21 protein-coding genes are annotated in these 23,914 nt (G+C 70.8%); 10 read left to right on the plus strand and 11 right to left on the minus strand.

The genetic code is table 11. From position 1 onward, the window contains the following. Window positions 1-770: LacI family DNA-binding transcriptional regulator (locus K4B79_RS44770; protein WP_232033212.1), on the plus strand; the 770-nt coding region annotated here is incomplete at its 5' end. A gap of 327 nt (window positions 771-1,097) precedes the next feature. Further along, window positions 1,098-1,703 carry an SMI1/KNR4 family protein gene (locus tag K4B79_RS44775; protein WP_232033213.1) on the plus strand — a complete coding sequence of 202 codons (606 nt, stop codon included), beginning with the start codon at window positions 1,098-1,100 and terminating at the stop codon, window positions 1,701-1,703. Between the two features lies 1 nt (window position 1,704). Here the strand turns inward: K4B79_RS44775 and K4B79_RS44780 are convergent, their stop codons facing one another. Then, window positions 1,705-6,036: a golvesin C-terminal-like domain-containing protein gene (locus K4B79_RS44780; protein WP_232033214.1), complete on the minus strand. Its 4,332-nt coding sequence runs from the start codon at window positions 6,034-6,036 to the stop codon at window positions 1,705-1,707. Window positions 6,037-6,263: 227 nt separating this feature from the next. Continuing rightward, window positions 6,264-7,061 (minus strand): peptidase inhibitor family I36 protein, encoded by a 798-nt coding sequence (locus K4B79_RS44785; protein WP_232033215.1) that lies wholly within the window; start codon window positions 7,059-7,061, stop codon window positions 6,264-6,266. Between K4B79_RS44785 and K4B79_RS44790 the strand changes: the two genes are divergently transcribed. Further along, window positions 7,036-7,398, plus strand: coding sequence for a hypothetical protein (locus K4B79_RS44790; protein ID WP_232033216.1), 363 nt, complete (start codon window positions 7,036-7,038; stop codon window positions 7,396-7,398). The two genes, K4B79_RS44785 and K4B79_RS44790, sit on opposite strands and share 26 nt — an antisense overlap. Window positions 7,399-7,461: 63 nt before the next feature. Here the strand turns inward: K4B79_RS44790 and K4B79_RS44795 are convergent, their stop codons facing one another. From K4B79_RS44795 to K4B79_RS44810, 4 genes are read right to left on the minus strand one after another with little or no spacing between them, the layout of a single operon-like run. Then, window positions 7,462-8,745 (minus strand): ABC transporter permease, encoded by a 1,284-nt coding sequence (locus tag K4B79_RS44795; RefSeq protein ID WP_232033217.1) that lies wholly within the window; start codon window positions 8,743-8,745, stop codon window positions 7,462-7,464. Continuing rightward, window positions 8,742-9,530, minus strand: a complete 789-nt coding sequence (locus tag K4B79_RS44800) for an ABC transporter ATP-binding protein (RefSeq protein WP_232033296.1) — start codon at window positions 9,528-9,530, stop codon at window positions 8,742-8,744. Before K4B79_RS44800 ends, K4B79_RS44795 begins: the two co-directional genes overlap by 4 nt. A gap of 11 nt (window positions 9,531-9,541) precedes the next feature. Then, on the minus strand, window positions 9,542-10,828 hold the full coding sequence (locus K4B79_RS44805; protein WP_232033218.1) for a peptidoglycan-binding protein: 1,287 nt from the start codon (window positions 10,826-10,828) through the stop codon (window positions 9,542-9,544). Then, entirely contained in the window at window positions 10,825-11,760 is a 936-nt protein-coding gene (locus tag K4B79_RS44810; RefSeq protein ID WP_232033219.1) for a hypothetical protein, read from the minus strand. The genes K4B79_RS44805 and K4B79_RS44810 overlap by 4 nt, the downstream gene beginning before the upstream one ends. Window positions 11,761-12,187: 427 nt before the next feature. On the opposite strand from K4B79_RS44810, the gene K4B79_RS44815 reads away from it, so the two are divergent. Further along, window positions 12,188-12,403 (plus strand): hypothetical protein, encoded by a 216-nt coding sequence (locus K4B79_RS44815; RefSeq protein WP_232033220.1) that lies wholly within the window; start codon window positions 12,188-12,190, stop codon window positions 12,401-12,403. A gap of 25 nt (window positions 12,404-12,428) precedes the next feature. Here K4B79_RS44815 and cpt read toward each other — a convergent pair whose 3' ends face one another. Continuing rightward, window positions 12,429-12,965: a chloramphenicol phosphotransferase CPT gene (cpt, locus tag K4B79_RS44820; protein WP_232033221.1), complete on the minus strand. Its 537-nt coding sequence runs from the start codon at window positions 12,963-12,965 to the stop codon at window positions 12,429-12,431. A gap of 205 nt (window positions 12,966-13,170) precedes the next feature. Between cpt and K4B79_RS44825 the strand changes: the two genes are divergently transcribed. The 4 genes from K4B79_RS44825 (at window position 13,171) to K4B79_RS44840 (ending at window position 16,901) form a co-directional block, all read left to right on the plus strand. After that, the gene (locus K4B79_RS44825; RefSeq protein ID WP_232033222.1) at window positions 13,171-13,806 is read left to right on the plus strand and encodes a dihydrofolate reductase family protein; all 636 of its coding nucleotides are present in this window, start codon (window positions 13,171-13,173) and stop codon (window positions 13,804-13,806) included. Between the two features lie 3 nt (window positions 13,807-13,809). Beyond that, window positions 13,810-15,033 carry an FAD-dependent monooxygenase gene (locus K4B79_RS44830; RefSeq protein ID WP_232033223.1) on the plus strand — a complete coding sequence of 408 codons (1,224 nt, stop codon included), beginning with the start codon at window positions 13,810-13,812 and terminating at the stop codon, window positions 15,031-15,033. Window positions 15,034-15,097: 64 nt separating this feature from the next. Beyond that, window positions 15,098-16,030 (plus strand): bifunctional helix-turn-helix transcriptional regulator/GNAT family N-acetyltransferase, encoded by a 933-nt coding sequence (locus tag K4B79_RS44835; RefSeq protein ID WP_232033224.1) that lies wholly within the window; start codon window positions 15,098-15,100, stop codon window positions 16,028-16,030. A 70-nt stretch (window positions 16,031-16,100) separates the two neighbouring features. Continuing rightward, a complete protein-coding gene (locus tag K4B79_RS44840) occupies window positions 16,101-16,901 on the plus strand; it encodes a sugar phosphate isomerase/epimerase family protein (RefSeq protein ID WP_232033225.1) in 801 nt (266 codons plus the stop codon). Window positions 16,902-16,995: 94 nt separating this feature from the next. Here the strand turns inward: K4B79_RS44840 and K4B79_RS44845 are convergent, their stop codons facing one another. After that, complete coding sequence (locus K4B79_RS44845; RefSeq protein WP_232033226.1) at window positions 16,996-17,625, minus strand: GNAT family N-acetyltransferase; 630 nt, start codon at window positions 17,623-17,625, stop codon at window positions 16,996-16,998. Window positions 17,626-17,637: 12 nt separating this feature from the next. After that, window positions 17,638-18,873: a 3-phosphoshikimate 1-carboxyvinyltransferase gene (aroA, locus tag K4B79_RS44850; protein WP_232033227.1), complete on the minus strand. Its 1,236-nt coding sequence runs from the start codon at window positions 18,871-18,873 to the stop codon at window positions 17,638-17,640. Window positions 18,874-19,285: 412 nt separating this feature from the next. Between aroA and K4B79_RS44855 the strand changes: the two genes are divergently transcribed. Beyond that, a complete protein-coding gene (locus K4B79_RS44855; protein ID WP_232033228.1) occupies window positions 19,286-21,079 on the plus strand; it encodes a glycoside hydrolase family 3 protein in 1,794 nt (597 codons plus the stop codon). A 112-nt stretch (window positions 21,080-21,191) separates the two neighbouring features. Then, window positions 21,192-21,827 carry a hypothetical protein gene (locus K4B79_RS44860; protein WP_232033229.1) on the plus strand — a complete coding sequence of 212 codons (636 nt, stop codon included), beginning with the start codon at window positions 21,192-21,194 and terminating at the stop codon, window positions 21,825-21,827. A gap of 64 nt (window positions 21,828-21,891) precedes the next feature. Here the strand turns inward: K4B79_RS44860 and K4B79_RS44865 are convergent, their stop codons facing one another. Next, complete coding sequence (locus K4B79_RS44865; protein ID WP_232033230.1) at window positions 21,892-23,322, minus strand: S28 family serine protease; 1,431 nt, start codon at window positions 23,320-23,322, stop codon at window positions 21,892-21,894. Between the two features lie 120 nt (window positions 23,323-23,442). After that, entirely contained in the window at window positions 23,443-23,847 is a 405-nt protein-coding gene (locus K4B79_RS44870; protein ID WP_232033231.1) for a hypothetical protein, read from the minus strand. Window positions 23,848-23,914 lie beyond the last annotated feature (67 nt).

Below are 23,914 nucleotides of genomic sequence, written 5' to 3' on the forward strand. Positions count from 1 at the left end.
CCGGAGGTGAGCGGCTGGCGGTCGTGTGCAACACGGGGGGTTCTCCCGAGCGGGAGCTGACGTATCTGACCCTGCTGCAGCGGCAGCGGGCCGCGGCGGTCGTCCTGACCGGCGGGGCCGTGGAGGACGTGCCGCACCAGGCGGCCATGTCGGCGAAGCTGCGGAAGCTCGCGGAGGCGGGGACGCGGATCGTGCTGTGCGGGCGGCCGCCGGCGCCGGAGACCGGGGCGATCGCACTGACCTTCGACAACCGTGGGGGCGGGCGGGAGCTGACCGAGCACCTCATCGGGCTGGGGCACCGGCGGCTCGGCTACATCGCCGGACCCGAGGAGCGCACGACCACGCGGCACCGGCTGGAGGGGCACCGGGCGGCCCTCGACGCCCACGGGATCGCCGAGGATCCCCGGTGGACCGTGTGGGGGCGCTACGACCGGCAGTCCGGCTACGACGGCACGCTGGAGCTGCTGCGGCGGGATCCGGCGTTGACCGCTGTCGTCGCCGCGAACGACTCCGTCGCGCTCGGGGCGTGTGCGGCGCTGCGCGATTCCGGGCTGCGGATTCCTGAGGACGTCTCCGTCGCCGGGTTCGACGATCTGCCGTTCAGCGTGGACGCGGTGCCCGCGCTGACGACCGTGCGGTTGCCGCTCGCGGAGGCGGGGGCTCGGGCGGGGCGGATCGCGATGGGGCGGGAGGAGCCGCCGCCGGGGGGTATCGCGACGGTTCGGGGGGAGCTGATGGTCCGGGGGTCTTCTGGGGGGCCGCGCGGGTGACGGTGGGCGTGGGTGCGTGGGGTGCCCTGTGTTCGGGTGACCGCCCCCAGGGGGCTCCGCCCCCTGGACCCCCTGTCGGCCCTTAAGGGGCCTCGTCCTCAAACGCCGGACAGACTGAAAATGCGGGTGGGTGGGGGGGCCGGGACGGCTGGGCCTCGGTCTCGAACACCGGGCGAGCCGAGATGGCCTGGACCGGGAGTGAGATGTACTGCCTCCCACGAGTCAGCCTCCTGCGGGTGGGTGCGGGGTGCGCTTCAGCGCGTCCTTGTGCAGAACGATGCACTCGCATGGCCCGAGGATTAATCACCAGGTGGTAGAGAATCAGTCATGGCTACCGGAATACCTGGTCTCACCGAATTGTGGCAGCGCTTCGACAACTGGCTGGTCGAGCATGCTCCCGGAGACCACGGGTCCTTGCGGCCGGGCTGTTCGAACGGCGAGACAAAGCGCCTGGAGGACAGCCTCGGCTTCCCTCTCCATGAGGATGTGAGGACCACCCTCGCACTGCACAACGGCGTCGCCCCGCGGAGGTCCAGTACGGAGCCGGGAGCCTTTCTCCTCGGCTACAGCCTCCTGGACGTCGACGGAATCCTGGAAGCTCATCGGGATCTCGTCTCGATGGTGGAGGACGCCCGCGAGGAGGGGGAGGAGGACCTGGTCGTCGGCCGCATCGCCGACACGCAATGGGTGCCGCTCGCCCGGAACATCTCCGGCGATCTGCTGTTCGTGGACCATCGGCATCATCACCGGGGAGAGATCGGGGAGATGTCGTTCGGTGATCCCGAGTACCGCCTGCTGTGGCCGCGGATGGATCTCATGCTCGTGGATCTGTGCGACTCGGTGGAGAACGGCACTCCGGTGACCTCCGTACCGCGCGTTCCCGTGCTGCACGAGGGGCGGATGCTCGAATGGCACACCCGCCCCCCGCAGTAGGTCAGCCGAGGTCGCAGACCTGGCTGAGATCGCAGGACTCGTAACCGGTGTTGACGTAGTACGCGTCGTAGTCGAGCAGCCTCACCGCTGTCGTGAACCGGCCCAGCGCACCTCCGGCCGCCGAGTTCTGGGTGCTCGTGATGGCGGCGCGCCCGCAGATCTCGTTCCAGGTCGGGTAGGCGTAGTTCTCGTCGAGCTTGAGCGTGTAGGTGCCGTCGGAGTTCCTCACCGCGTACATCTGTACGCACGACTTGCCCGAGGCCAGCGTCATTCCGCCGCTCTCACGCGATTTGGCGAAGGGGTACTCGTCGCAACTCGTCCCGATCGCGTTCGGGTTCGGGTTCCATTCGGCGACCGCATACAGGCACATCTTGTTCCTGTTGTTCTGTGCGGTCGTGTCGTCCGCGAGGCGGTGGAGTGGCGACTGGTATTTCTTGCTCCCCGGGTGAGAGGCCAATTTCTCCATCAGGACCCAGTAATAGGCCGCGGCGGCCGGGTATTTCTCCCGGGTGAGGAACAGGGTCGGGGTGACCTTGGGGAAGACGCACCCGGTGTTGCCGCCGACCTGGTTGTCGCAGCGGATGGCGAACGCCGTGTCCTTCCACTGGTTGTTCGCCGTGGTCGTGGTACCGGGAGAGCTCCAGCTGGTGTTCCAGTCCAGGCCGAGCGTGGCCTGGCCGCCGGCCACCTTGTTCCAGCTGTAGGTGTCGGTCCGGCTGGCGGTGTGCTGGTCCCCTTCTGTCCAGGTGGTGCTCCCGCTCCAGGGACCCGGCGCGTCCGCGGTGCAGTCGCTCATGGCCCAGCAGTCCTCGAAGAAGTCGTCCAACGTCGCGGAGGCCACGCCGGTCAGGTCCGGCAGGGAGAACTCCGTCCAGGTGGTGAACTGGTTCGAGGTCGGTTCGAGCTTGATCTCCTGGACGACCTTGACGTTTCCGCCGCCGATCACGTCACCGTTGTCGTCCTTGACGTACAGGGCGTAGCCGCCGCGCAGACATCCCTGGGTCCGGGTGTACTGGAAGTCGGATCCGGGAGCGGTCTTGCACCAGGGGACCGGCTCGGAGCTTGCCGCGTGGCTGCCGAGGGATTTCGGCGTGATCGCTGTGGCCGAGCTCTTCGACAGCTCGCTCCACGGCTTGTAGGGGCCCGCGCAGAGGTGGACCTTGCCGCTGGTCGTGGAGCACCCGCCCGCGGTACCGCCCGCGGCCGTGTCCTGTGCGGTGGCGTGTGCGATGTGCGGTGCGGTGTGCTGTGCCGTGAGGGCGGAGAGCCCTTCGTCCGTGGGCGCGGGAGCGTCGTCGGGCGTCTGGGAGGCGATGTCGTCGGGATCCGGGGCGTCCGGGTTCTCCGCCCCGAAGTCGACTTCGGGCATGCCGCTGAAGTCGCCGGGCACGACCGCGACGGCGTCCCAGGCGATGTCGTCGTCCCCGGTGCCGTCGCCCGTGGTGTTGGACAGCTTCACCTCCGGCGGTGTGTCACCGAACCGGTAACCGCCCAGGGACACCCAGGAGTTCGATTCGTTGGCGTCCTGCGAGATGGTCTTGTCGAACGTGCCGAACTTCGTGACGACCTGATAGGTGGCGTCCGTGGTGTCCGCTCCGGTGTCGGGGATGTGCACGTAGACCTTGCCCTGGCCACCCGCGATCGCACTGCCGAACTTCCAGTCGCCGAGGACCGTCATGCGTCCGCCGTCGCCGCCCAGGTGGTCGGCGTCACGCGTGTGGGCGTACCAGAAGTGGCCGTCGTAGCCGCCGCCTATCTGGTGCAGGTCGGCCTTGGCGTCGTACTGCCCGAGGCCGGGACCGGTTGCGTTCGGGTCCGGGTAGAAGGTGAACTGGAACGAGCCGTCGGTCGTGGTCGTTCCGCAGCTGCTCCAGGTGTTGGTGCCCGCCGGCACGTCGTCGACGACGACGGCGCCCGACGGTGCTCCACCGCACACCGGCGTGCCGTACTGGAGGCGGGAGCCGCGTCCTGGCTCGCTGACCAGGGTCTGGTACTTGATGTTCTCGAATCCGCAGGTCGAGGAGCAGTCGGACTTCCAGGTGGCGTTGGACGCGTTCCACCAGTACTGGGTGTAGCAGCCGGCGTCGGGGCAGTTGGGCGGACTGGCGGTGTCGCAGTTGTTCTGGGAGTTGCAGAACGTGTCGAGCGGCGGCGAGACGTGGGCCCGGTTGTAGGTCGCGGCGCCGGGGGTCGTGTAGGCGCCGGTCGTGCCGTTCCAGTAGGCGGGCCGGAAGCCGGCGGAGGAGAAGCCGGACTCGCCGGGCCAGTCCTGGCGGCCGGAGGTGGCGTAGGAGTGGCCGGTGTCGATGGACCAGGCGGACCAGCCCATCACCTTCTCCTCGTAGGGCCAGTCCTGCGGGTGGGCGGCGTCCTTGGCGGCGAGGGGGTCGACGTCGGTGTTCATGAAGCTCAGCCGGGACGCCGGATAGACGGGGTTGGCGGGGTTGTTGTACCAGCCCAGGCCCCAGTTGCCGTTGGTGCCCTCGTCCGCCTTCTTGTTGAAGCCGAGGTTGTAGTTCCACACGGCGGCGAACCAGTTCTCCGGCTTGGCCGGGTCGTCGTTGTTCACCGTGATGGTCTGGCCGGACTCGTGCACCTCGTTCCACTTGTCGGCGAGGATGTGGAGCGAGGCGGCGATGTTGGTGGCGTAGTCGATCGCGACCGCGCGCTGCGTGCTGACGGGGAGGGAGGTCTCGCCCGTCTTCTCGTATCCGGCCTTGCGCATGCCGTCGGTGATCTGGCCGACGCCGTAGCCGCAGTCGGACTGGTCCCAGTGGATCGTCCAGTAGTCGGCGAGCGTGCCGCCGCTCTGGTGTCCGTAGTAGCCGTCGACCGCGGCGAGCGGGCTGCCCATCTGGCCCGGGATGGCGCCGGATTCGGCCTGCCAGAGGTTGGACTCCTGGGCGAGGATGCCCAGTTCGACCTGGGCGGGGATACGACCGCTGCCGCCGGTGTTCAGGGTGGGGACGGGGAACATGCCCTGCGGATCGATGGTGGAGAGGCCGGTCTGGGAGCGCCAGCCGCCCTGGGTGAGGTAGCCGGAGCGCAGGTCGCCCCGGACGGCCATGTCCACGGCCCACTCGACCTGGTTCGGGGTCGGCTGGAGCGCCTGGGTGGCGGTGTCGTTGCGGGGCACGGAGCACCAGGCGTCGGTGTCGACCGGGTCGTTGGCCCTCGGGTCGGCGTCGGCCGCGGTCAGCATGCTCCTGGTGGACGTCCGCGGCTTCGCGGAGCCGGTCAGCGCCGGCGAGGTCCCGCTGCCCGCGGTGGTGCCGGGCGCGGCGGCCGTCTGGGTCGTGTGCCTGCCGGTGGCCGGGACGGTGCCGGTGACGGTCAGCGCGTGGCCGACCCGGCCCGGTGTCGTCCGGGCCGCGGGTTCCCTGACCGTGGTCCTGGTGAAGCCCCGGCCGGCGTCCTCGATGTTCCTGACGCCCGCGAGCACCGCCGGGGAGACGACGGGGTCGACGGCCAGGCGTCCGCGGGTGGAGACCTCCGCGTCGGGGGAGACGTTCAGGGCCTTGATACCGCTGCCCGCGAAGTCCTTGCCGTGGCGGGCCTTTCCGGTGAGGTAGACCGTGCCGTCCGTGCCCTGGCGCAGGTTCATCGCGACGAGCCCGCCGCTCGCGACGGTCCGCTTCCTGCCGTGGGCATACGTCTGCACCTCGGCGCCGGTGTCGCTGGTGCGGTCGATGTAGGTGACCGTGCCGTCGCCGGTCACGTGGATGCCGTACGGGGCGTGCTCGGTGGCGGTGAGTTCGGTGGTCCTGCCCTTGCGGTCGACGTGGACGAGTCGGTTCCCGGCGGCCGCGACGACCCCGTCCTTGGTGGGCACGGCCGAGGTGATCTCGCCCTTCGCCGTGGTGTCGGCGACGGTGGCGCCCCTGGTGTCCACCGTGACCAGGCGCGACCGGGTGTCACGCAGGGCGGTGAAGGCGGCGGTGTGCGTGGCCGGGTCGCAGGTCGGGTCGAAGTAGGCCAGGGAGGCCGTGAACGGCAGCTTGGTGACGCTGCCGTCGTCGAGGTTCACGATGGCCGTGAACGCGCCGCCCATCATCAGGTCCGGCTTGTTGGTGAAGGTGCGGGGGGCGTAGACGACGGCCGCGTGGTGGTCGTCCATGACACAGCTGTCGCCGATCCAGGTATCGGCCGGAAGCCGCGGCTCGCTCAGGACGGTGACCGTCTTCCACGCGTAGCCGTTCTTGCTGTCCGCGACGAGCAGATGCAGTCCGTCGCTGTCGGCGGCGGTGGTCACGGCCCGGTCGGTGGAGGTCTTCCAGCCCTTGCCGAGGACGATGTCCCGCAGGGTGCGGGGGATCGCGGACGACTTGGGCACTTTGGTCGCCTGGGTCGCCTTGGTCGGCTTAGGTGACTTGGTCGCCTTAGGTGACTTCGGAGACGAACTGGCTTGTCTCGGTGCGGAGTCGGGTCTTTGCTGGCTTGCTTGGGCTTGCGTCGCCACGGGTATCGCCAGGGCGGTCACCGCGGCGAGAACCAGCGGTATTCGCCGGCGTCTCAATAGCCTTTTCACGTACGTCCCTATTCCTGTGCGTCTGCGGCTGATCAGAGGTCGGCGTTCGCCAGTTGCGAGGCGTTTTCGTTGTACGTCGCGTTCAGGTTTCCGTAGAACGTGCCGTAGCCCTCGGGGTCCCACTGGTCGCGCGGGCCGCTGTAATTGCTGTTGTAGTAGACCCAGTAGACCCAGCTCGCCTCGTTGTAGACGGAGGCGGCATTGTTCTTCACGTGCTGGTATTCGCCGCTTCCGCTTGTCTCGAAGATGTAGGCGGGGCAGCCCTGGTCGCTGCATGCGGGCTCGATGACGCCGTAGTTCGGAACCTGGCCGTAGATGCCGACTCGGGAGCCGCCGAGGTTGGAGTTGTAGAAGAGGCAGAGGGTGCCCTCGTAGTGGGAGCACGTGGTGTAGTCACCGTTGCCCAGGGCTGCCGCTGACGGGGCTGTGCACAGGAGAGCGGCGATGGCGCAGATCACTGCGCCGGCTGTGAGTCTGAGACGCACGGGAATCCTCTCGGAGTTTTCTCGGATGTTTCGTTTCGGATGTTTGGTTTCGGATGTTTCGCTTCGGATGTCGACGCCCATTTTGGAAATACTTTCCATTCCCTTCCGGCTGGGTCCGATAGGGTGGCGCCACCATTCAAAGGGGTCGACGATGAAGAGATATGTGGTGCCGGTGGCGGCATTGCTCAGCCTGGCGGCGCTTTTCTGCACGGGGTGCAGCGGTTCCGGAGACCAGGGGCCTTCGGTCCGGCCGTCGGGCAGTTCCGCGCCTTCGCCGAGCGAGCCGTCCGCACCGACCAGGGCGCAGATCGCCGAGAAGGTGAAGAACGCTCTGGAGGAGCGCATATCGGCGGACGAGGAAAAGCTCGGGTCGGGTGTGGAGTCCTCGTGTTCGGCGACGTCGCCTCAGCTCTTCACCTCCCAGTGCCAGGCGACGGCCGATGCCACGTCCGACGCCGCCGAGCTGGCCTTGCGTGAGATCGGCGGACGTACGGGATTCGCGACGCTGGACGCCAGTGCGCGGAAGATCCAGGCGGCCGTACGCACGTACGAGTCCTTGGGGTGCGCGACCGGGCCCACGGCGGCGGACGTCCGCCGGGAGTGCCTCGACCCGGCAGCCGTGATCGCGCAGGGATTCTCGGATCTGCGCGACGGGGCCAACCTGGGCCTGGCGGGCAAGTAGTCGGTGGGACATGGTCATCCTGGGGCTCCTTCGTCCGGTGGACTGCGCGGAACGGGCGGCGGCTCAGTGGCGGAGCGCTTCGAGCGGTTCGATGCGGGCTGCGCGCAGGGCGGGATACAGCCCGGCGAGGAACCCGACGGCCATGCCCATGAGCGGGGCGGGCAGGACGGCGTACGGCTGAAGGACGGCGGTCCAGTGGCGGGCCAGGGCCGTGCCGATGACGACGGCGACCCCGATGACCGTGCCGGTCAGGCCGCCCAGGGCCCCCAGCGCGGTGGACTCGGTGAGGAACTGGGCGGTGATGTGACGGCGGCGGGCGCCCAGTGCCCTGCGCAGGCCGATCTCTCCCGTGCGTTCCAGTACGGACACGAGCGTGGTGTTGGCGATGCCGACCGCTCCCACGATCAGGCAGATCGCCGCGAGGACCAGGAACAGCCCGGACAGGTCGGTGTCGACCCGGTCGCGCAGTTCGTGCGGATCGGGCGGCGGGACGGCGTGCAGGAGGCCGGGGTGGACGGGCAGCAGCGCCAGGGGGGCCTGCCGGGCGACGAGCGGGGCCGCACCGGTCCGGGTACGGATCAGCGCCTGGGCGGGGTCGTCCGTCGGAGGGCCGTACGCGTGCAGTGCCGCGCTGGAGGGAATGAGCACCGAGAGCAGGCTCTGGGGCAGGCGCTGAGTGGTGGCGACGATGCCCAGGACCGTGTAGGCGGCTCCATCGATGAAGACGGCCGGCCGGTTGTCGACCCGGGTGATGCCCAGCAGGCGGGCCGCGGTGCTCCCGAGCAGGCAGACCCGTTCCTTGCGGCGCTGGTGGAACTCGTTGAACAGGGTCCCGGTGGACAGCGTCGGCTGCATGGCGCGCAGCGTCCCGGGAGACGCCGCGAGCACCCGCAGACCGGTGAGATCGCTGTCGGTGGTGGCGGCCGTGGTGACCTCGGGCCGCGCGGAGACGGTGGGGTGACGCAGCGGTACGTTCCACCAGACACCGGCGTCCACAACGCCGTTGAGCCGCCCGAGTCGCTCATCGGTGTCGGCCGGGAAGTCCATGCCCGCGTCCATGCCCGCGTCCTGGGCCGCGACGGACGCGACGGAGCCGTGCGGGGTGGCCCCGGTGTCGTCGACGGTCACCGTGGTGTCCTGGAGGAGGCTGAACGAGGCGCCGATCTGTCCGGTGGCGGTGGACGTCAGGCCGAGCACGGAGACGAAGGCGCCCACTCCCAGGACGGTGCCGAGCAGCGTCAGCACGGAGCGTCCCGGCCGCTGGACGACGCCCGCCAGGGCCTCGGCCGCCATGTCGCGCCAGGTGAGCCGGGTGGCGGCCGGGCCGTCGTGTCTTCGCCGGTTCATCGGGGGCCTCCCGCGGTCCGGCCGCTCTTCGCCGTCTCGCTCAGGCGGGCCTTCTCGCTCAGGCAAGCCGTCTCGCTCAGGCGGCCGTCCAGGATGGTGACCCGGCGTCGTGCGCGCTGTGCCACGGCCGGGTCGTGGGTGATGACGACGATGGTGGCGCCGGCCTGGTTGAGCTCCGCCAACAGGTCCATCACCGCGCCGGCCGTCGCCGAGTCCAGGTTTCCCGTCGGTTCGTCGCACAGCAGGATGTCCGGGGTGTTGACCACGGCACGCGCTATGGCCACCCGTTGCCTCTCGCCCCCCGACAGCTGGGAGGGCAGGGCGTCCAGCCGGTGGCCGAGGCCGACCTCGCGCAGGGTGCGCGCCGCGTCGGCCTGACGGTGTGCGCCGCGCGGGGTGACGTAGAGCCGGGCGAGGGCGACGTTCTCCAGCGCGGTGCGGTGGGGCAGCAGATGAAAGGCCTGGAAGACGAACCCGACCCGGCGCCCGCGCACAGCGGCGCGGTCCCGCTCGGTCAGGGTCGCCACATCCGTGCCGGAGAGCCGGTAGCTGCCCTGGGTGGGGCGGTCCAGCAGCCCCAGGAGGTTGAGGAGGGTCGACTTCCCGGACCCGGACGGGCCCACCACGGCCAGGAAGTCGCCGGCCTCGACGCGGAGATCCGTCGGATGGAGGGCGGTCACGGGCGGCGAGCCGGGATACACCTTGCAGACGCGCCGCAGATCCAGCACCGGGGAGGGCGCGGTGGCGGTTGTTGTGTAGTCGGGGGACGCGTACTCAGAGGCCATGTACTCAGAGGTCATGTGCCCACCACCACCCGGTCTCCGGCCCGGAGTGTGTGGCCACGCGTTGTCGTGACCTGCACCAGACCGTCGGCCGACACTCCCGTGGTCACCGGTACGACACGCTGCGCGCCGCCCGAGGCGGGCACCACGGTGACCGTGGACCGGGCGTCCGCGCCCGCCGTGATCGCCGCTTCCGGTACGGCGGTGACGGCCCTGGATGTGGCGGCGGCGGTGATGGTGATGCGGACGTCCTGGCCGGCGAACGTCTTGTCCCAGGACCCGCCGCCCCCGATCCTGACGGGCACATAGGCGCTGTCCTGCCGCGCGTCGGCGGCGCTGTCGTCCGACGCCGAGTCGTCCTTCCCGGCGCCGGGGGTGACCAGGGCACCCACCGAGGCCACCGTGCCCGTGGCGTGCGCGCCGGTCGCCTCGGCGAGGATGTCGGCCTTCGCGCCGGCCGTGACGAGGCCGCGTTCGGAGGGGTCGAGGAATCCGGTGAGCGTCATGTCGCCGCGGGCGAGGGTGACGACCGGGCCCTTGACCGCGTCACCCACGTGCACGGGCACGGAGACCACCCGTGCGGGCAGGGAGGGCACGAAGACGACCTCGGACGAGGGCAGCATCACGGTGGCCTCGGGCCCGGGGCCCCGGGAGACGGTGCCGGCGGACGTGGTGAGCGGGGGTGCGTAGCCCATCGCGGCGTACATGTGCCGCACGGCGGCCGCCGTGCCGGAGCCGAACGTGCCGGACGGGTCGGAGCCGGTCGGCCGGCCGAGGGAGTGCAGCGCCCTCTGCACCTGGACGACGTCCTTGCCTTCGTCGCCCACGGTCAGATCGCGGTACATGGGGAAGGCCCCGGGCAGTGCGAAGACAGGGCGCGCGTCGTACTCCACCAGCGGCTGCGCCGCTTTCACCCGTTGGCCGGGCCGGGCGAACACGTCCGTGACCACGAGTGCGGACGGCTGCGAAGCGGAAGGCTGCGAAGCGGGCTGGGTGGCGGCGACGCCGGTCGGCGTGGCCGTAACGGTTCTCCCGTCCGAGAAGGACCCGCGGAAGACAAGGGTGTTCCGCAGGACCTGGCGCACCACGGGGGCCGTGATGACGCTCGCCTGCGGCACCTGGGTACGGGCGGCGGCCTCCGCCGGCGACTGCACCCACTGTGTGGCGTACACACCGCCCGCCGACAGGACGGCCGAGGAGCACGCGGCCACCACCGTCCACCGGCGGCGACGGGCCAGCCGTGAGCCGGCGACCGCAGCACCCGGCGAGGTCACGTCCCCCGACGCGTGGGAGCGGTTCACGAGGACGCTCCTTCGGCGATGACTTTCGCGGAACGGTCGAGTGTCGTCCGGGCGGTGGACCGCTCCTGGGTCAGGGCTTCCTGGTTCTTCTCGATCAGCGACTTCTGAATGGCCGATTCCACGGCGACCCAGATCCCGATGAGGTTGGTCTTCTCCTTGCACGCCACGTCGGATTCCGCCATGTGAATCTCGGAAGCCGACGGCGAGGCGGACAAACGGGACCTGAGCGGTTCCAGGGGACTGCCGAAGGTATAACCGCTCTTCCGCATGCACGCCGACCAGGACCGGAAAGCGGCGGTCACCTGAGGTGTCGCCATGGACTGCTGGAAACTGGCGTCGTTGATGCTTTCGGACAGCCGTTCGTCGAGCCCCTTGCCGAGTTTCCGCTCCGCCTCGCCGGAACAGCCATGGGCCGGGATCTGCTGCCCCTTGTACTGCCTTACTTTCACCCCGCCGCCGTCTGCCCGCGGGGTGTCACCGAGGAACACCTCACGTGCGGCATCGCTCATCGGCCGCGTGTCGGCCGGCGGGGTCGGCAGGGCGTTCGCGGGCAGGTGGTAGCCGTAGCGTGCCGCGGTCCGCGCATCGGAAATCCCGTAACGGCGGGCCATGTTGGCCGCGTCCCCCTTCGGGTCGACCGGGGACCTCGACCCGGGGTCGACGGCGTAGTCGAAACCGAAGCGGGCCATGCACTGCCGAACGAGGAGTTTCGACGCGTAGAGCATTTCCGCGTGCTCGTCGTTCTTCAGCAGATAGTCCTCGACGGGCAGCGAGACCGACGCGGTGGAAGCGAGCGTGGGCGTGGCGGTCGGCGACACTCGCGTGGCCACGAGGTCTGCTCCTGGCTGATGCGCTGCGGCGGGAGACGCTTCGCAGGCGCTTGTCGCGGCCAGGATTCCCCCGACCGCGAGTGCGGCCGCCACTCCGCGCACGGCTTTTCCACCGGTCACTTTGTTCCCAGTTCTCCAGCTCATCGCAATACCCTGCGACCGGAACAACCAGAGGCCTGCACAGAAACTCTGACGGAGCATCAGCCACCCCCCGCGACTTGGCGTCGACGCCGAGATGCGCGACCGGGGCAGATGCTCGCACGGCCCGTGTGTGACGGATTCCGCAGTTCTGTTTTCCCTCAATCGGCGGCAAAGGAATCTCCAGTTGATCCCCAGCAGAAAGCATGGACGACCTGTGCCCGCCGAGTGAATGGAGCCGTTTTGTCCGGGCTGTCTTCGGCGGCCCGCGGTTCCACAGCTTCGGAAACTTGAACGTGTCTTTGCGGAATATCTCCGAAAAAAGCCAAATGCGGATCTTTCGTAGGAGGAGTGCACAGGCGGCCAGGTGCGGCGCCGATAGCATCACCGCATGCCCTTCCCCATGGCCCGCCGCTACTTGCTGACATCCCTGCTGGTCGTGGCGCTGGCCGCGTTCGGCTACTACGCGCTACAGCCCGTACGGGAATCCTGCGCGCTCACCTCCGGACCGTACGGCTCCACCTTCAGCCCGGGCGGCGCCCAGGCATCCGTCAGCGGCCGGTGCGACGAGGAGCGCACGCGCCTCATGACCTGGCTCAAGGAATAACGGGATAACGGGATAGACGCGCCGGTCAGCCGACGCGCGCCGCGATCGTCTCCGCACACGTCAAGGACTCCGTGTGCGTCGTGTCGACCTCAAGGTCGTAGGAGACACCCTGGTGGACCACGTGGGCCTGGGACGCGGCCATGCCCTGGACGCGGTCGCCGCGGGCGATCTCGCGGGCGGTGGCGGTGGCGGGGGCGCAGTGGACGCCGACCCAGAGGACGGTGAGGCCGTGAAGGGCCCGCTCCCAGCGGTGGCGGGAGGCGGGGCCGCCGAGGAAGACGTCGTCGACGATGACACGGGCGCCGGCGTGGGCCATGGCGGCGATGCCGGTGGTCCAGGCGGCGTCGAGGGCGGCGAAGGCGGGGCCGACGTGGACGCCGCCGTCGGGGGCGAAGGTGATGCCGTCGGCGGAGTCCTGCAGCTTGGCGGGCAGCGCCTCGACGAAGGAGTCGACGCCGAAGGCCAGCCAGGGGTCCGGCAGGACGGCCTGGAGGCAGCGGACGATCCCGGACTTGCCGGAGCTGGAACCGCCGTTCAGAAGGATCACCTGGGTCGTCGTCACCGCGTCACGGTAGGGCGCCCGCGACCCGGGACGAAACGGATTTAGCGCAGGTGCGCCGGAAGCCGCCGTTCAGCCGTGTCGGCGCCGCCCCCGTCGTACGCTCGATCGACCGATGAGTTCCGCCGACCGATGAGTTCCGCACCGCGCCACGGTCTGCACTTCCGTACCTGCTGATCAAGCATCCCGCGAGGAACCGGAGAGTCCCATGCGCATCGTGATCACCGCTTTCATCAGTCTGGACGGCGTCGTACAGGCGCCCGGCGGCGCCAAGGAGGACACGGACGGCGGCTTCGCGCACGGCGGCTGGACGCACCCGTACTTCGACCCGGACGTGGTCGGCGGGTCGTGGGACGCGGCGTTGGCGGAGGCGGACGCGCTGCTGTTCGGGCGGCGGACATGGCAGGCGATGGCCAAGGCGTGGCCGCAGCAGACGGAGGATCCCTTCGCCGACCGGATGAACTCGATCAAGAAGTACGTGGTGAGCCGGACCCTGAAGGACAGCGAGCTGAGCTGGAACAACAGTGTGCTGATTCCGGGGGACGAGGCCCTGGCGCACCTGCGCAAGCTGCGGGAGAGCGGGGAGGGCCGGGACCTGGTGGTCACGGGCAGTTCCGAGCTCGCCCGGACGCTGATGAGCGAGGGGCTCGTGGACGAGCTGCGGCTCATGGTGATGCCGGTCGTCCTCGGCGGCGGCAAGTCGATCTTCCCGGACGACGGTGTGAAGAGCACCTTCGAGCTGGTGTCCACGGCCACCTCCCCGACCGGCACGCAGGTGTGCGTGTACCGGAAGGCGACCGCCGCGCCCGCCCCCGGATCAGGCTCCGACTCCGGCACCGACTGACGTATGGACGCCATCGTCGTGGGGGCCGGCATCGGCGGGCTGGCCGCGGCCGTGAGCATGCGGCGGGCCGGGCTGGACGTCACCCTGGTCGAGCAGACGCCACGGTTCACCGAGATCGGCGCCGGGATCCAGCTCGCGCCCAACGCCACGCGCGTGCTGCGCCGGCTGGGGCTGCTGGACGCGGTCGCCGCGCAGGCGGCCCGGCCCGCCGTGCTGAGCTACCGCACCTGGTCGGACGGGAGCGAGATCTGCCGCTACGCGCTGGGCCGTGAGGTCGAGGAGGAGTTCGGGGCGCCCTATCTGCTGCTCCACCGGGCCGATCTCCAGCGGGTCCTGGCCGCCGCGGTACCGGCCGGGTCGGTGCAGCTGGACACCCCGGTCGTGGGCGTCGACCAGGACGAGGAGTCCGCGTACGTCACGGTCGCGGGCGGTGAGCGGCTGCGCGCGGACCTGGTCGTCGCCGCCGACGGCGTCCGGTCGGCGGCCCGGCAGTGGCTCTTCGGCGCGGATGAGGCGGTCTTCTCGGGTACGGCCGCCTACCGGGCGCTGCTCCCGGCCGCCGCGGTGGCCGATCTGGACCTGCCGGACGTGGCCCTCTGGCTCGGACCGGGCCGGCACTTCGTCCACTACTGGGTGCGCCGCGGGGAGCTGCTCAACGTGGTGGGCGTGGTGGAGACGCGGGCGGCGCCGGAGTCGTGGACCGCGCGGGCCGAACCGGGCGAGCAGCTGCGCCGGTTCGACGGCTGGGACTCCCGGGTGCTCGCCATCCTGGAGCGGGCGGGACAGATGCTCCGCTACGGCATCCACACCCGGGCCCCGCTCACCCGGTGGGGCGTCGGGCGGGTGACGCTGCTGGGCGACAGCGCGCACGCGATGGTGCCCTTCCAGGCCCAGGGCGCGGCGCAGGCGATCATGGACGCGGGGGTGCTCGGCGACGTCCTCGCGGGGGTGGCGCCGGGCGAGGTGCCGGAGGCGCTCGACCGGTACGCGCGCCGGCGGTTCGGGACCGCCAACAGCGTGCAGGCCGGGTCCTCCCGGCAGGGGGCGCTGAACCATCTGCCGGACGGGCCCGAGGCGCGGGAGCGGAACGCCCGGATGGCGGCGCACGCCGCCGCGAACAGGTTCCCGCCGTTCGCGACCGCGTGGGGAGTCGACGTGGTCGACGGGGTCGATCTGGACGGGCCGGCCGTGGACAAAAGCGTGGACGGGCGGCGTCCATCGGCCTAGGCTCAGTCAGAGAAACCTCTGACTGAGTCAACCATCCGCGCCAACCATCCGGGGGTCGACGATCATGACCGTGCAGGACATCCGCGCCTTCAACCGCTTCTACACGAACGTCATCGGGGCCCTCGACTACAGCCGCCACCTCTACGCCCCCTACACGCTCACCGAGTCCCGCGTGCTGTACGAGCTCGCGCACTCCCCGCGTACGGACGCGGCCGATCTGCGGACCGAACTGTCCCTGGACGCGGGGTACTTGAGCCGTATCCTCAACAAGTTCGAGCAGGACGGGCTGATCGAGCGGACCGCCTCGCACCGCGACCCCCGCCGACGGCACGTCAGCCTGACCGCGCGCGGCCGGGAGACCGCCGTACTGCTCGCCGAGCGGGCGAACGAGTCCGTGGGCTCGCTGCTGGCCACCGTCCCCTCCGCCGACCGGCCGCGTCTCTCCGAGGCGATGCGGACCGTCCGCGAACTGCTGTCCGACGGCCGGCCGCCGCGCCGCGAGGACGTCGTGCTGCGCGAACCGGGGCCCGGCGACCTCGGCTGGATCGTGCAGCGCAACGCCGCGCTGTACGCCGCCGAGTACGGCTGGAACGCGGACTACGAGGGGCTGGTGGCGAGGATCGTCGCCGACTTCGCGGAGGACCACGATCCGCATCTGGAGCGGGTGTGGATCGCCGAGCTGGACGGGCGGCCGGTGGGTGCCGTGATGTGCGTACGGGACGACGCCCCGGCCACCGCACGGCTGCGGCTGCTGCTGGTCGAGCCCGAGGCGCGCGGCCTGGGCATCGGGGACCGGCTCGTCACCGCCGTCGTCGACTTCGCCCGGGGCGTCGGCTACCGCGACCTCGTGCTGTGGACCAACGACGTGCTCGCCGCCGCCCGCCGGATCTACCAGCGCCACGGTTTCGTCCTCGTCGGCGAGAAACCCCACCGCTCCTTCGGCAAGGACCTCAACGGCCAGGACTGGCGGCTGGCTCTTCAGGGCAGCGGGGAGTGAACGACGACAGAACCGACCCGCACCGGCCCCCGTCTGGACCGGAGCGGGCACGCGCGTGAGAGTAGGGACCATGAAACTGGCGTTCTCCACCCTCGGTGTTCCCGGCCTCCCCCTCGCCGACGTGCTGCGGCTCGCGACCACGCACGGCTATCACGGCGTCGAGCTGCGCGCCCACCCGGAGGAGCCGGTCCACCCCGATCTCGATCTCGGCCGACGGGCGGACGCGGCGGCCGAGTTCAAGGCGGCGGGCGTGGAACTCCTGGGCCTCGCCGGGTACGCCCGGGTGGCCGCGCCGGGCGACGACGAGCCCGTGATCGAGGAGATCCACCGGCTCCTGGACCTCGCCCGCGACCTGGGCGCCCCCTTCGTACGGGTCTTCCCCGGCGGCGGCACCGAGCAGAGCCGTCAGGAGGCCGACGCCACGGCCGCCCGGCGACTGGGCACGGCGGCGGAGTACGCGGCCGACCTCGGCGTACGCATCCTGCTCGAAACCCATGACTCGCACCGCACCGGCGCCGACGCGATCCGGATCCTGGGCCCGGTCGGCCACCGCAACGTCGGCTCGCTCTGGGACGTCATGCACACCTGGCTGGGCGGCGAGCAGCCCTCGGAGTCCTACGCCGCCCTCGCCCCCCACCTCGGATACGTCCAGGTCAAGGACATCGCCTCCGCCGACGACACCACCCCCCTCCCCCTCGGCGCCGGCGTCCTGCCACTCGCCGAGTGCGTGGAGGTCCTCTCCCGGCACGGCTGGGACGGCTGGCTGTGCTGGGAGTACGAGAAGCGGTGGTACGAGGCCGCCGCACCCCTGCCCGACCTGCTGTCCGCGGGCCGCGACCACCTCGCGAGGCTGCTCAACGACTCGGCCTGACCTGGCTGTCGGGCCCTGACCTGGCCGTCGGGCGGGGCGGCAGGCCGTGGGCGAGTACGAACTCCAGGCGACCGGCCCCCCCTACGACACCCCTCTACGGCCGCCCCCGGAACCCCGCCACCCGCTCCTCCAGCCGTGCCCGGCGTTCCGGCCACTCCTCCGCCGTGATGGAGAAGATCGCGGAGTCGCGGAGGCGGTCGCGCTCGCCCGGGGCCGAGGAGCGGGACCAGTTCCTCAGGACGCCCTCGAAGCGGGCGCCGATGTTCTGGATGGCGGCGCGGGAGCGTTCGTTGCGGGCGTCGGTCTTGAGGTCGACGCGGGAGACGCCCCACTTCTCGAAGGCGTTGGCCAGGAGGAGGAGCTTGGCCTCGGCGTTGATGCCGGTGCCCTGGGCGGAGCGGGCGAGCCAGGTGAAGCCGATCTCGACGGCGTCGAGCCGGTCGTCGGCCAGCCAGCAGCGCGGTTCCCAGTAGGAGGTGGCGCCGACCGCCCGGCCGGTGGCCGCCGAGATCTGCGCGTACGGGGCGAGGCGTCCCGTGGCGGCGCGGGCGAGTTGCGCGTCGACGTACTCCTCGACCTCGTCGGCGCGGGGCACCCAGGTGAACGCGTAGGTGGCACGGTCCTCCTCGGCCGCCGCGGCCAGGTCGGGGACGTGCCGCCGGTCCAGGGGCTCAAGGCGTACCAACTCGCCCTCCAGGACCGGTGCCGCCAGCTTGAAGTCCACCCTCGCCACCTCTCACAACCGCGCGCTCAGCGCCCCGAACTCCTCGTGGAAACCGGGGAAAGTCTTGCGGACGCATCCGGGGTCGTCGAACGAAATACCGGGCACCCGCAGCCCGGTGACCGCGAAGGACATCACGACGCGGTGGTCGCCGTAGGACCTCACCTCGGCACCGGTGGGAACGGCTCCCGGGCGGATCTCGATCCAGTCCGGACCGGTGGCCACCTCGACGCCCAGTCGGCGCAGGTTCTCCGCGCAGGCCTCCAGGCGGTCGCACTCCTTGACGCGGGTGTTGGCCACGTCCTCGATCCGCACCGGTCCCGAGGCGAAGGGGGCGATCGCGGCGAGGGTCGGCATGGTGTCGGAGATGTCCCGCATGGCGACGGTCAGGCCGCGCAGTTCACCGGTCCCCCTGACCGTCGTGCGGTCCTCGCGCACGGACACCTCGGCGCCCATCCGCCGCAGCACGTCCACGAAGCCCAGGTCGCCCTGGAGCGCCCCGGTGCCGAGGCCGGGGACGGTCACCTCCGCGCCGGGGGTCACCGCCGCCGCCGCGAAGAAGTAGCTCGCCGTGGAGGCGTCGGGCTCGACGGCGTAGGTGGTGGCGCGGTAGCCGCCCGCCGGGACGACGAAGACGTCGCCCTCCCTCGTCACCTCCGCCCCGAACGCCCGCATCATCGCGATGGTGATCTCCACGTACGGCACCGAGACGAGGTCGGTGACCCGGATCCGCAGGCCCGTGCGGGTCAGCGGGCCCAGCAGCAGCAACGCCGTCAGGTACTGCGAGGACTGGCCCGCGTCGAGCGTCACCTCGCCGCCCTCGACCCCGGCCGCCGTCACCGTCAGCGGGTGGTGCCCCTCGGCCTCCTCGTGCCGCAGGTCCACGCCGAGGTCGCGCAGGGCCCTGCTCAGCGGGCCCAGCGGGCGCCTGCGCATCTGGGGCGAGGCGTCGAAGCGGTAGGTGCCGTGGCCGGCCGCCGCCAGGGTGGGCAGGAAGCGGGCCGTGGTGGCACCGTCCCGGCAGTACACGTCCGCCTCGGGCACCGCGGGCCCCTGCGGGCGGCCGTCGACCTGCCAGGCGTCCCGTGTCCGGCCCACCCGGTAGCCGAGCCGTACCAGCCCCTCGGCGAAGCCCTCCGTGTCGTCCGAACGCAGCGGGCGCACAAGGGTGGTGACACCGTCGGCCGCGGCCGCCAGGAACAGCGCGCGGGCGGTGATGGACTTGGAACCGGGGATCTCCACTACGGGCATGCCCCGCATGATCGCCCGACGCCCGCACGCACCGCCGGGACGTCCACGAAATGGAACGGCACGGGCCCGGACACCGGGGGTTGGGGCCGCCATCGGCGCTGTTGGAGGGGGGCGCGCCGATGGCGACATGCTGCCGGCCGCGGCGCGGCGGAGAGGGTGGTCAGCGTTCGCAGCCAGCAGCGAGGCCGACACCGCACCGTGGTGACTCTCCGACAGCTTGCGGGTTGGACGAGCGGGAGTGGGGCGGGGTTCCCGCCTCCGCCCTGATTTCCCGAAGTTGGTGAAGCCGGGGGAAACGGGGTTGAGGGGACGGGTGAGCAGCTGCCGCGAGCCCTTGACCGGCAGAAACTTCCCGGATAGTTGTGACCTCTCGGAAGTTTCTTTCAGCGGATCATCTCCGGAAGGAGCCCACGTGCCCTCCAGACGTACCGTTCTTGCCGCCACGGCAGGAGTCGCCGCGGCCCTGGCCACCGGCACCCCCGCACAGGCGGGCGGCCACGACGACAAGAAGCTCCGCTCCCTCGTCTCCCGTATGACACTGGAGGAGAAGGTCGGCCAGCTCTTCGTGTCGCGGGTCTACGGCCACTCCGCCACCGCCCCCGACCAGGCGGACATCGACGCCAACCTCAAGGAGCTCGGCGTCCGCACGGCGGCCGAACTCGTCGAGAAGTACCGGGTCGGCGGCATCATCTACTTCACCTGGGCGCACAACACCCGGGATCCGCACCAGATCGCGGACCTGTCCAACGGCATCCAGCGGGCGGCCCTCACGCAGCCGCGCGGCCTGCCCGTACTGATCTCCACCGACCAGGAGCACGGGATCGTGTGCCGGGTCGGCGAGCCCGCCACCCTCTTCCCGGGCGCGATGGCGATCGGCGCCGGCGGCTCACGGCAGGACGCCCGCGCTCTCGGCCGTGTCGCCGGACGGGAGCTGAAGGCCCTCGGCATCCGGCAGAACTACTCCCCCGTCGCCGACGTGAACGTCAACCCGGCCAACCCGGTCATCGGCGTCCGCTCCTTCGGCTCGGACCCCGGAGCGGTCTCCGCGCTCGTCGCCGCCGAGGTCGCCGGGTACGAGGGCGCCGGGGTCGCCGCGACCGCCAAGCACTTCCCCGGGCACGGGGACACCACCGTCGACAGCCACTACGGCTTCCCGGTCATCACGCACAGCCGTGAGCTGTGGGAGCGGCTGGACGCCGCCCCCTTCCGGGCCGCGATCCGCGCCGGCATCGACTCGATCATGACCGCGCACATCCAGTTCCCGGCCCTCGACGACTCCGGCGACCCGGCCACGCTCTCCCACCCGATCCTCACCGGCATCCTGCGCGAAGAGCTCGGCTACGACGGGGTCGTGGTCACGGACTCGCTGGGCATGGAGGGCGTACGCACCAAGTACGGCGACGACCGGGTGCCTGTGCTCGCCCTGAAGGCCGGGGTGGACCAGCTCCTCAACCCGCCCTCCCTGGACGTCGCGTGGAAGGCGGTCCTGAAGGCCGTACAGGACGGAGAGCTCACCGAGGAGCGGCTCGACGCGTCGATCCTGCGCATCCTGCGGCTGAAGGCGACGCTGCGGCTCTTCGAGGAGCCGTACGTCAGCCGGGACGGGGTCACCCGCACGGTCGGCGTCCGGGCCCACCTGGCGGCGGCCGACCGGATCGCCGAGCGGACGACCACGCTGCTGGTCAACACCGGGCACCTGCTGCCGCTCGACGCCCGCGAGCATCCCAAGGTCCTCGTGGTCGGCGCCGACCCCGCCTCGCCGTCCGGCACGACCGGCCCGCCCACCGGGGTGCTCGCCGGCGCCCTCACCGAACTGGGCTTCACCGCGACCGCCCTGTCCACCGGTACGGCGCCGTCCGCCGCCACGATCGCACGGGCCGTCGCGGCGGCCGGAGAGGCGGACGCGGTGGTGGTCGGGACGTACAACGTCTCGGCGACCAGCGCGCAGAAGGCGCTGGTCGAGCAGCTGGTGGCGACCGGCCGGCCGGTGGTCGCGGTCGCGATCCGCAACCCGTACGACGTGGCCCACCTGCCCTCCGTACCGGCGCACCTCGCGGCCTACTCCTGGACCGACGTCGAACTCCGGGCGGCGGCACGGGTGATCGCGGGGCGGGTCGCGCCGCGCGGGAAACTGCCGGTGCCGGTGCAGCGGGCGGACGATCCGGCGCAGGTTCTGTATCCGGTCGGGCATGGGCTGACGTACTAGACGTACGTCAACCAACCGGTGCAGCACCCCCAAAAGGCGCAAAGCACCCCGCACGTCTGGCGTGTGCCCGCCGCGGCGGGTCACGCTGGGCGGGGGTGTCGGGGGGATGGCCATGCGCGAGAGAGGTTCCGTGGGGGCGGTGTGCGCGCTGCTGGCGCTGCTCGCCGCCCTGCTCACGGGCTGCCAGGGACCCGGCGGCGACGGCGGGGAGGACGGCCGCCTCGCACCGGGAGCGTCGCCCTCGCCCAGCCGGACCTCCGGGTACGGAGCGGTGTTCCTCGCCGTCGACGAGTGCAGTTCCTTCGGTACGACCAGCTTCACCGAGGTCGGCTGCCGCGGTGAGCGCGCCGCGGCCAAGGTGGTGGCGCGCCACGACGGCACGGTCGGCGACGGTCCGGCCTGCCCGGGGACCACGGACTTCGTCCTGCACATCAGCGAGCAAAGCCCGGTGTCCGACGAGGACGGCGACGGGGCGATCCCCCAGGGCTACGCGTGTATGCGCAACCTCCAGCCGCCGCACCCGGGCGATCCGGGCGGCGGGGGCGGACCCCGCACCATCCAGGGCGACTGCGTCTACGGCCTGGGCGACGGCCAGGTCCGCGAGACCGCGTGCGACGGCACCGGCAAGAAGCGCCCCGAGTACAAGGTGACCGAGGCGGTCACCCGGCGCGCGGCGTGCCCGCTGTCCACCGCCCTGTACGTCCAGCTCGGCGGCGAGCGCCCGGTGGGGTGCGCGCGGCCCGTGTGACGCGACGGCCGACCGGTCGGTGAACCGGTCGGCCGCCCCTCACTCAGGTGCTCGTGTCAGACACTCACGGACGCAGGGTGAGCTCGCGCTCCACGTTCCGCTTGTCGAGCTTCGCGTCGTACTTCGCGAGCGGCTCGGCCTGGGCCACGGCGGCGGCGGAGACGCCCGCCCAGTCCAGGATGCGGGCGGTGGCGAAGGCCTCCTCGTCGGCGTCGAGGCCGGCGACGTTGGCACCGTGGTTCATGCCGGGGGCGGTGAGGACGTAGGAGTCCTTGGCGCCCTTGTCGACACGGAAGGGCTCGGCGCCCCACGGGTCGTTCTGGCCGTACACGTAGAGCATGTGGCGGGCGTTGTGGCGGACCCAGTTGTCCACGTCACGCATCACCCACGGCTGGAACCGGGTCGGGATCTCGCGCGGGACGAAGTTCCGGGGCGGCTGGTAGCCGTAGCGGATGTACTTCTTCTCGATGTGCGGGAAGTGGATCGTCGGCGCGCCGAGCTGGGTGGCGGCCTGGTAGTAGTACGGCGTGTACGGGCTCAGGCCCTGGTCCGTGTAGAAGGAGAAGCCGGAGACGGTGTCGATCGAGTTCCAGATCTGGTCGTCGGTGGCGTTCTTCGCGTCCGGCGGGATCAGCTCGTCGTCGGTGCAGTTGGCCAGCAGGTTGTACTGCCAGAAGCCCCAGACGTAGTCCAGGACGGTGGCCTCGTACGCCTTGTCCAGGCTGCCGACGGTGGTGAAGGTGTACTCGTTGTCGGCCGCGTACGCCGCGTACTTCTTCTCCAGGGACTCGCGGCGCACCAGCGCCTCGCGCTGGACGGCGTTCAGCCGGTCGCGGCACTCCTTGGTGCCGACGGTCGCGAAGAAGCGGTCGTAGGCCGAGTCCTCGTGGTTCACCACGTCGTTCGGGGCGACGTAGGCGACGACGCCGTCCATGTCACGGGGGTAGAAGCGCTCGTAGTAGGTGGCGGTCATGCCGCCCTTGGAGCCGCCGGTGGAGATCCACTTCTTGGTGTAGATCTTCTTCAGCGCCTTGAAGATGCGGTGCTGGTCGCTGGCGGCCTGCCAGATGTCCAGCTTGGTCCAGTCGGCCGGGTCGGGCCGGGACGGGGTGAAGAAGCGGTACTCCATGGAGACCTGGTTGCCGTCCACGATCCGGGTCGGTTCGCTGCGGCTGGGGTTCGTGCTGACGTTGTAGCCGCTGGTGAAGAAGACCGTCGGGCGGGCGACGTCCTTGTGCAGCACGGTGATCCGCTGCTGGAAGGTGCCCTTGGCCGGATTCCGGTGGTCGACCGGCTGGGTGTAGTTGAGGACGAAGTAGCGGTAGCCGGTGTACGGCTTCTCCTGGATCAGGCTCATCCCCGGTATGGAGAGCAGCTGTTCCCTGATGTCCGTGGTGGCGGTGGCCTCGGGCTCGGCGGCGGTGGCCGCGCCCGCCGTCGTCAACGTGCCTATCAGCACGGTGAGCGCCAGCAGCCATCTGAGCGCCTTGCGCATGCACCCTCCCCTGTGAGTACAGATGTCCGCCGGAAGCTAGCGGAGCAAGTCGCCCGCGCACCAGGGGAAATGGGGTCCGGATGTACTTCCGTGGGGAAAACCCTGTACAGAGCCGGTGATTCAGAACCGGACCCAGCCGGTGTCGACCGATCCCGCGCCCACCGCGCCCTTCACCCGCACCTTCCGCTGACCGGCGTGTGTCCCCCGCGGACCGGCGAAGCGCGTGTACATGCCCTCGTCCTTGGAGGGGTGGAAACCGCGTGCCTGGACGCTGACCATCATGTACTGCCGTGGTCCGGGGTTCTTGGGCAGCGTGATCACGCAGAACGTGCCGCCCCGCTTGTAGACCCGCACCGATCCGGTGGAGAACGGCAGCGTCTTGATCTTGCGGCCGGAACAGGCTGTGCCGACCGCCTCCGGGGCGGCGGCGTGGGCGTTGCCCGGCACCGCGAGGGTGAGTGTCGCGGATGTGGTCAGCAGGGCCAGCCCGAGCGCGAGGCGTCGGCGGATCGCACCACGGTTCACTGTCGCCCCTCCCGCGCCCGGTCATTGCCGTACTGGTGTACGGACGCACGACGTGTGTCGGATGGTT

This window comes from Streptomyces lincolnensis (genome assembly GCF_021173675.1).
GTDB lineage: Bacteria > Actinomycetota > Actinomycetes > Streptomycetales > Streptomycetaceae > Streptomyces > Streptomyces lincolnensis_B.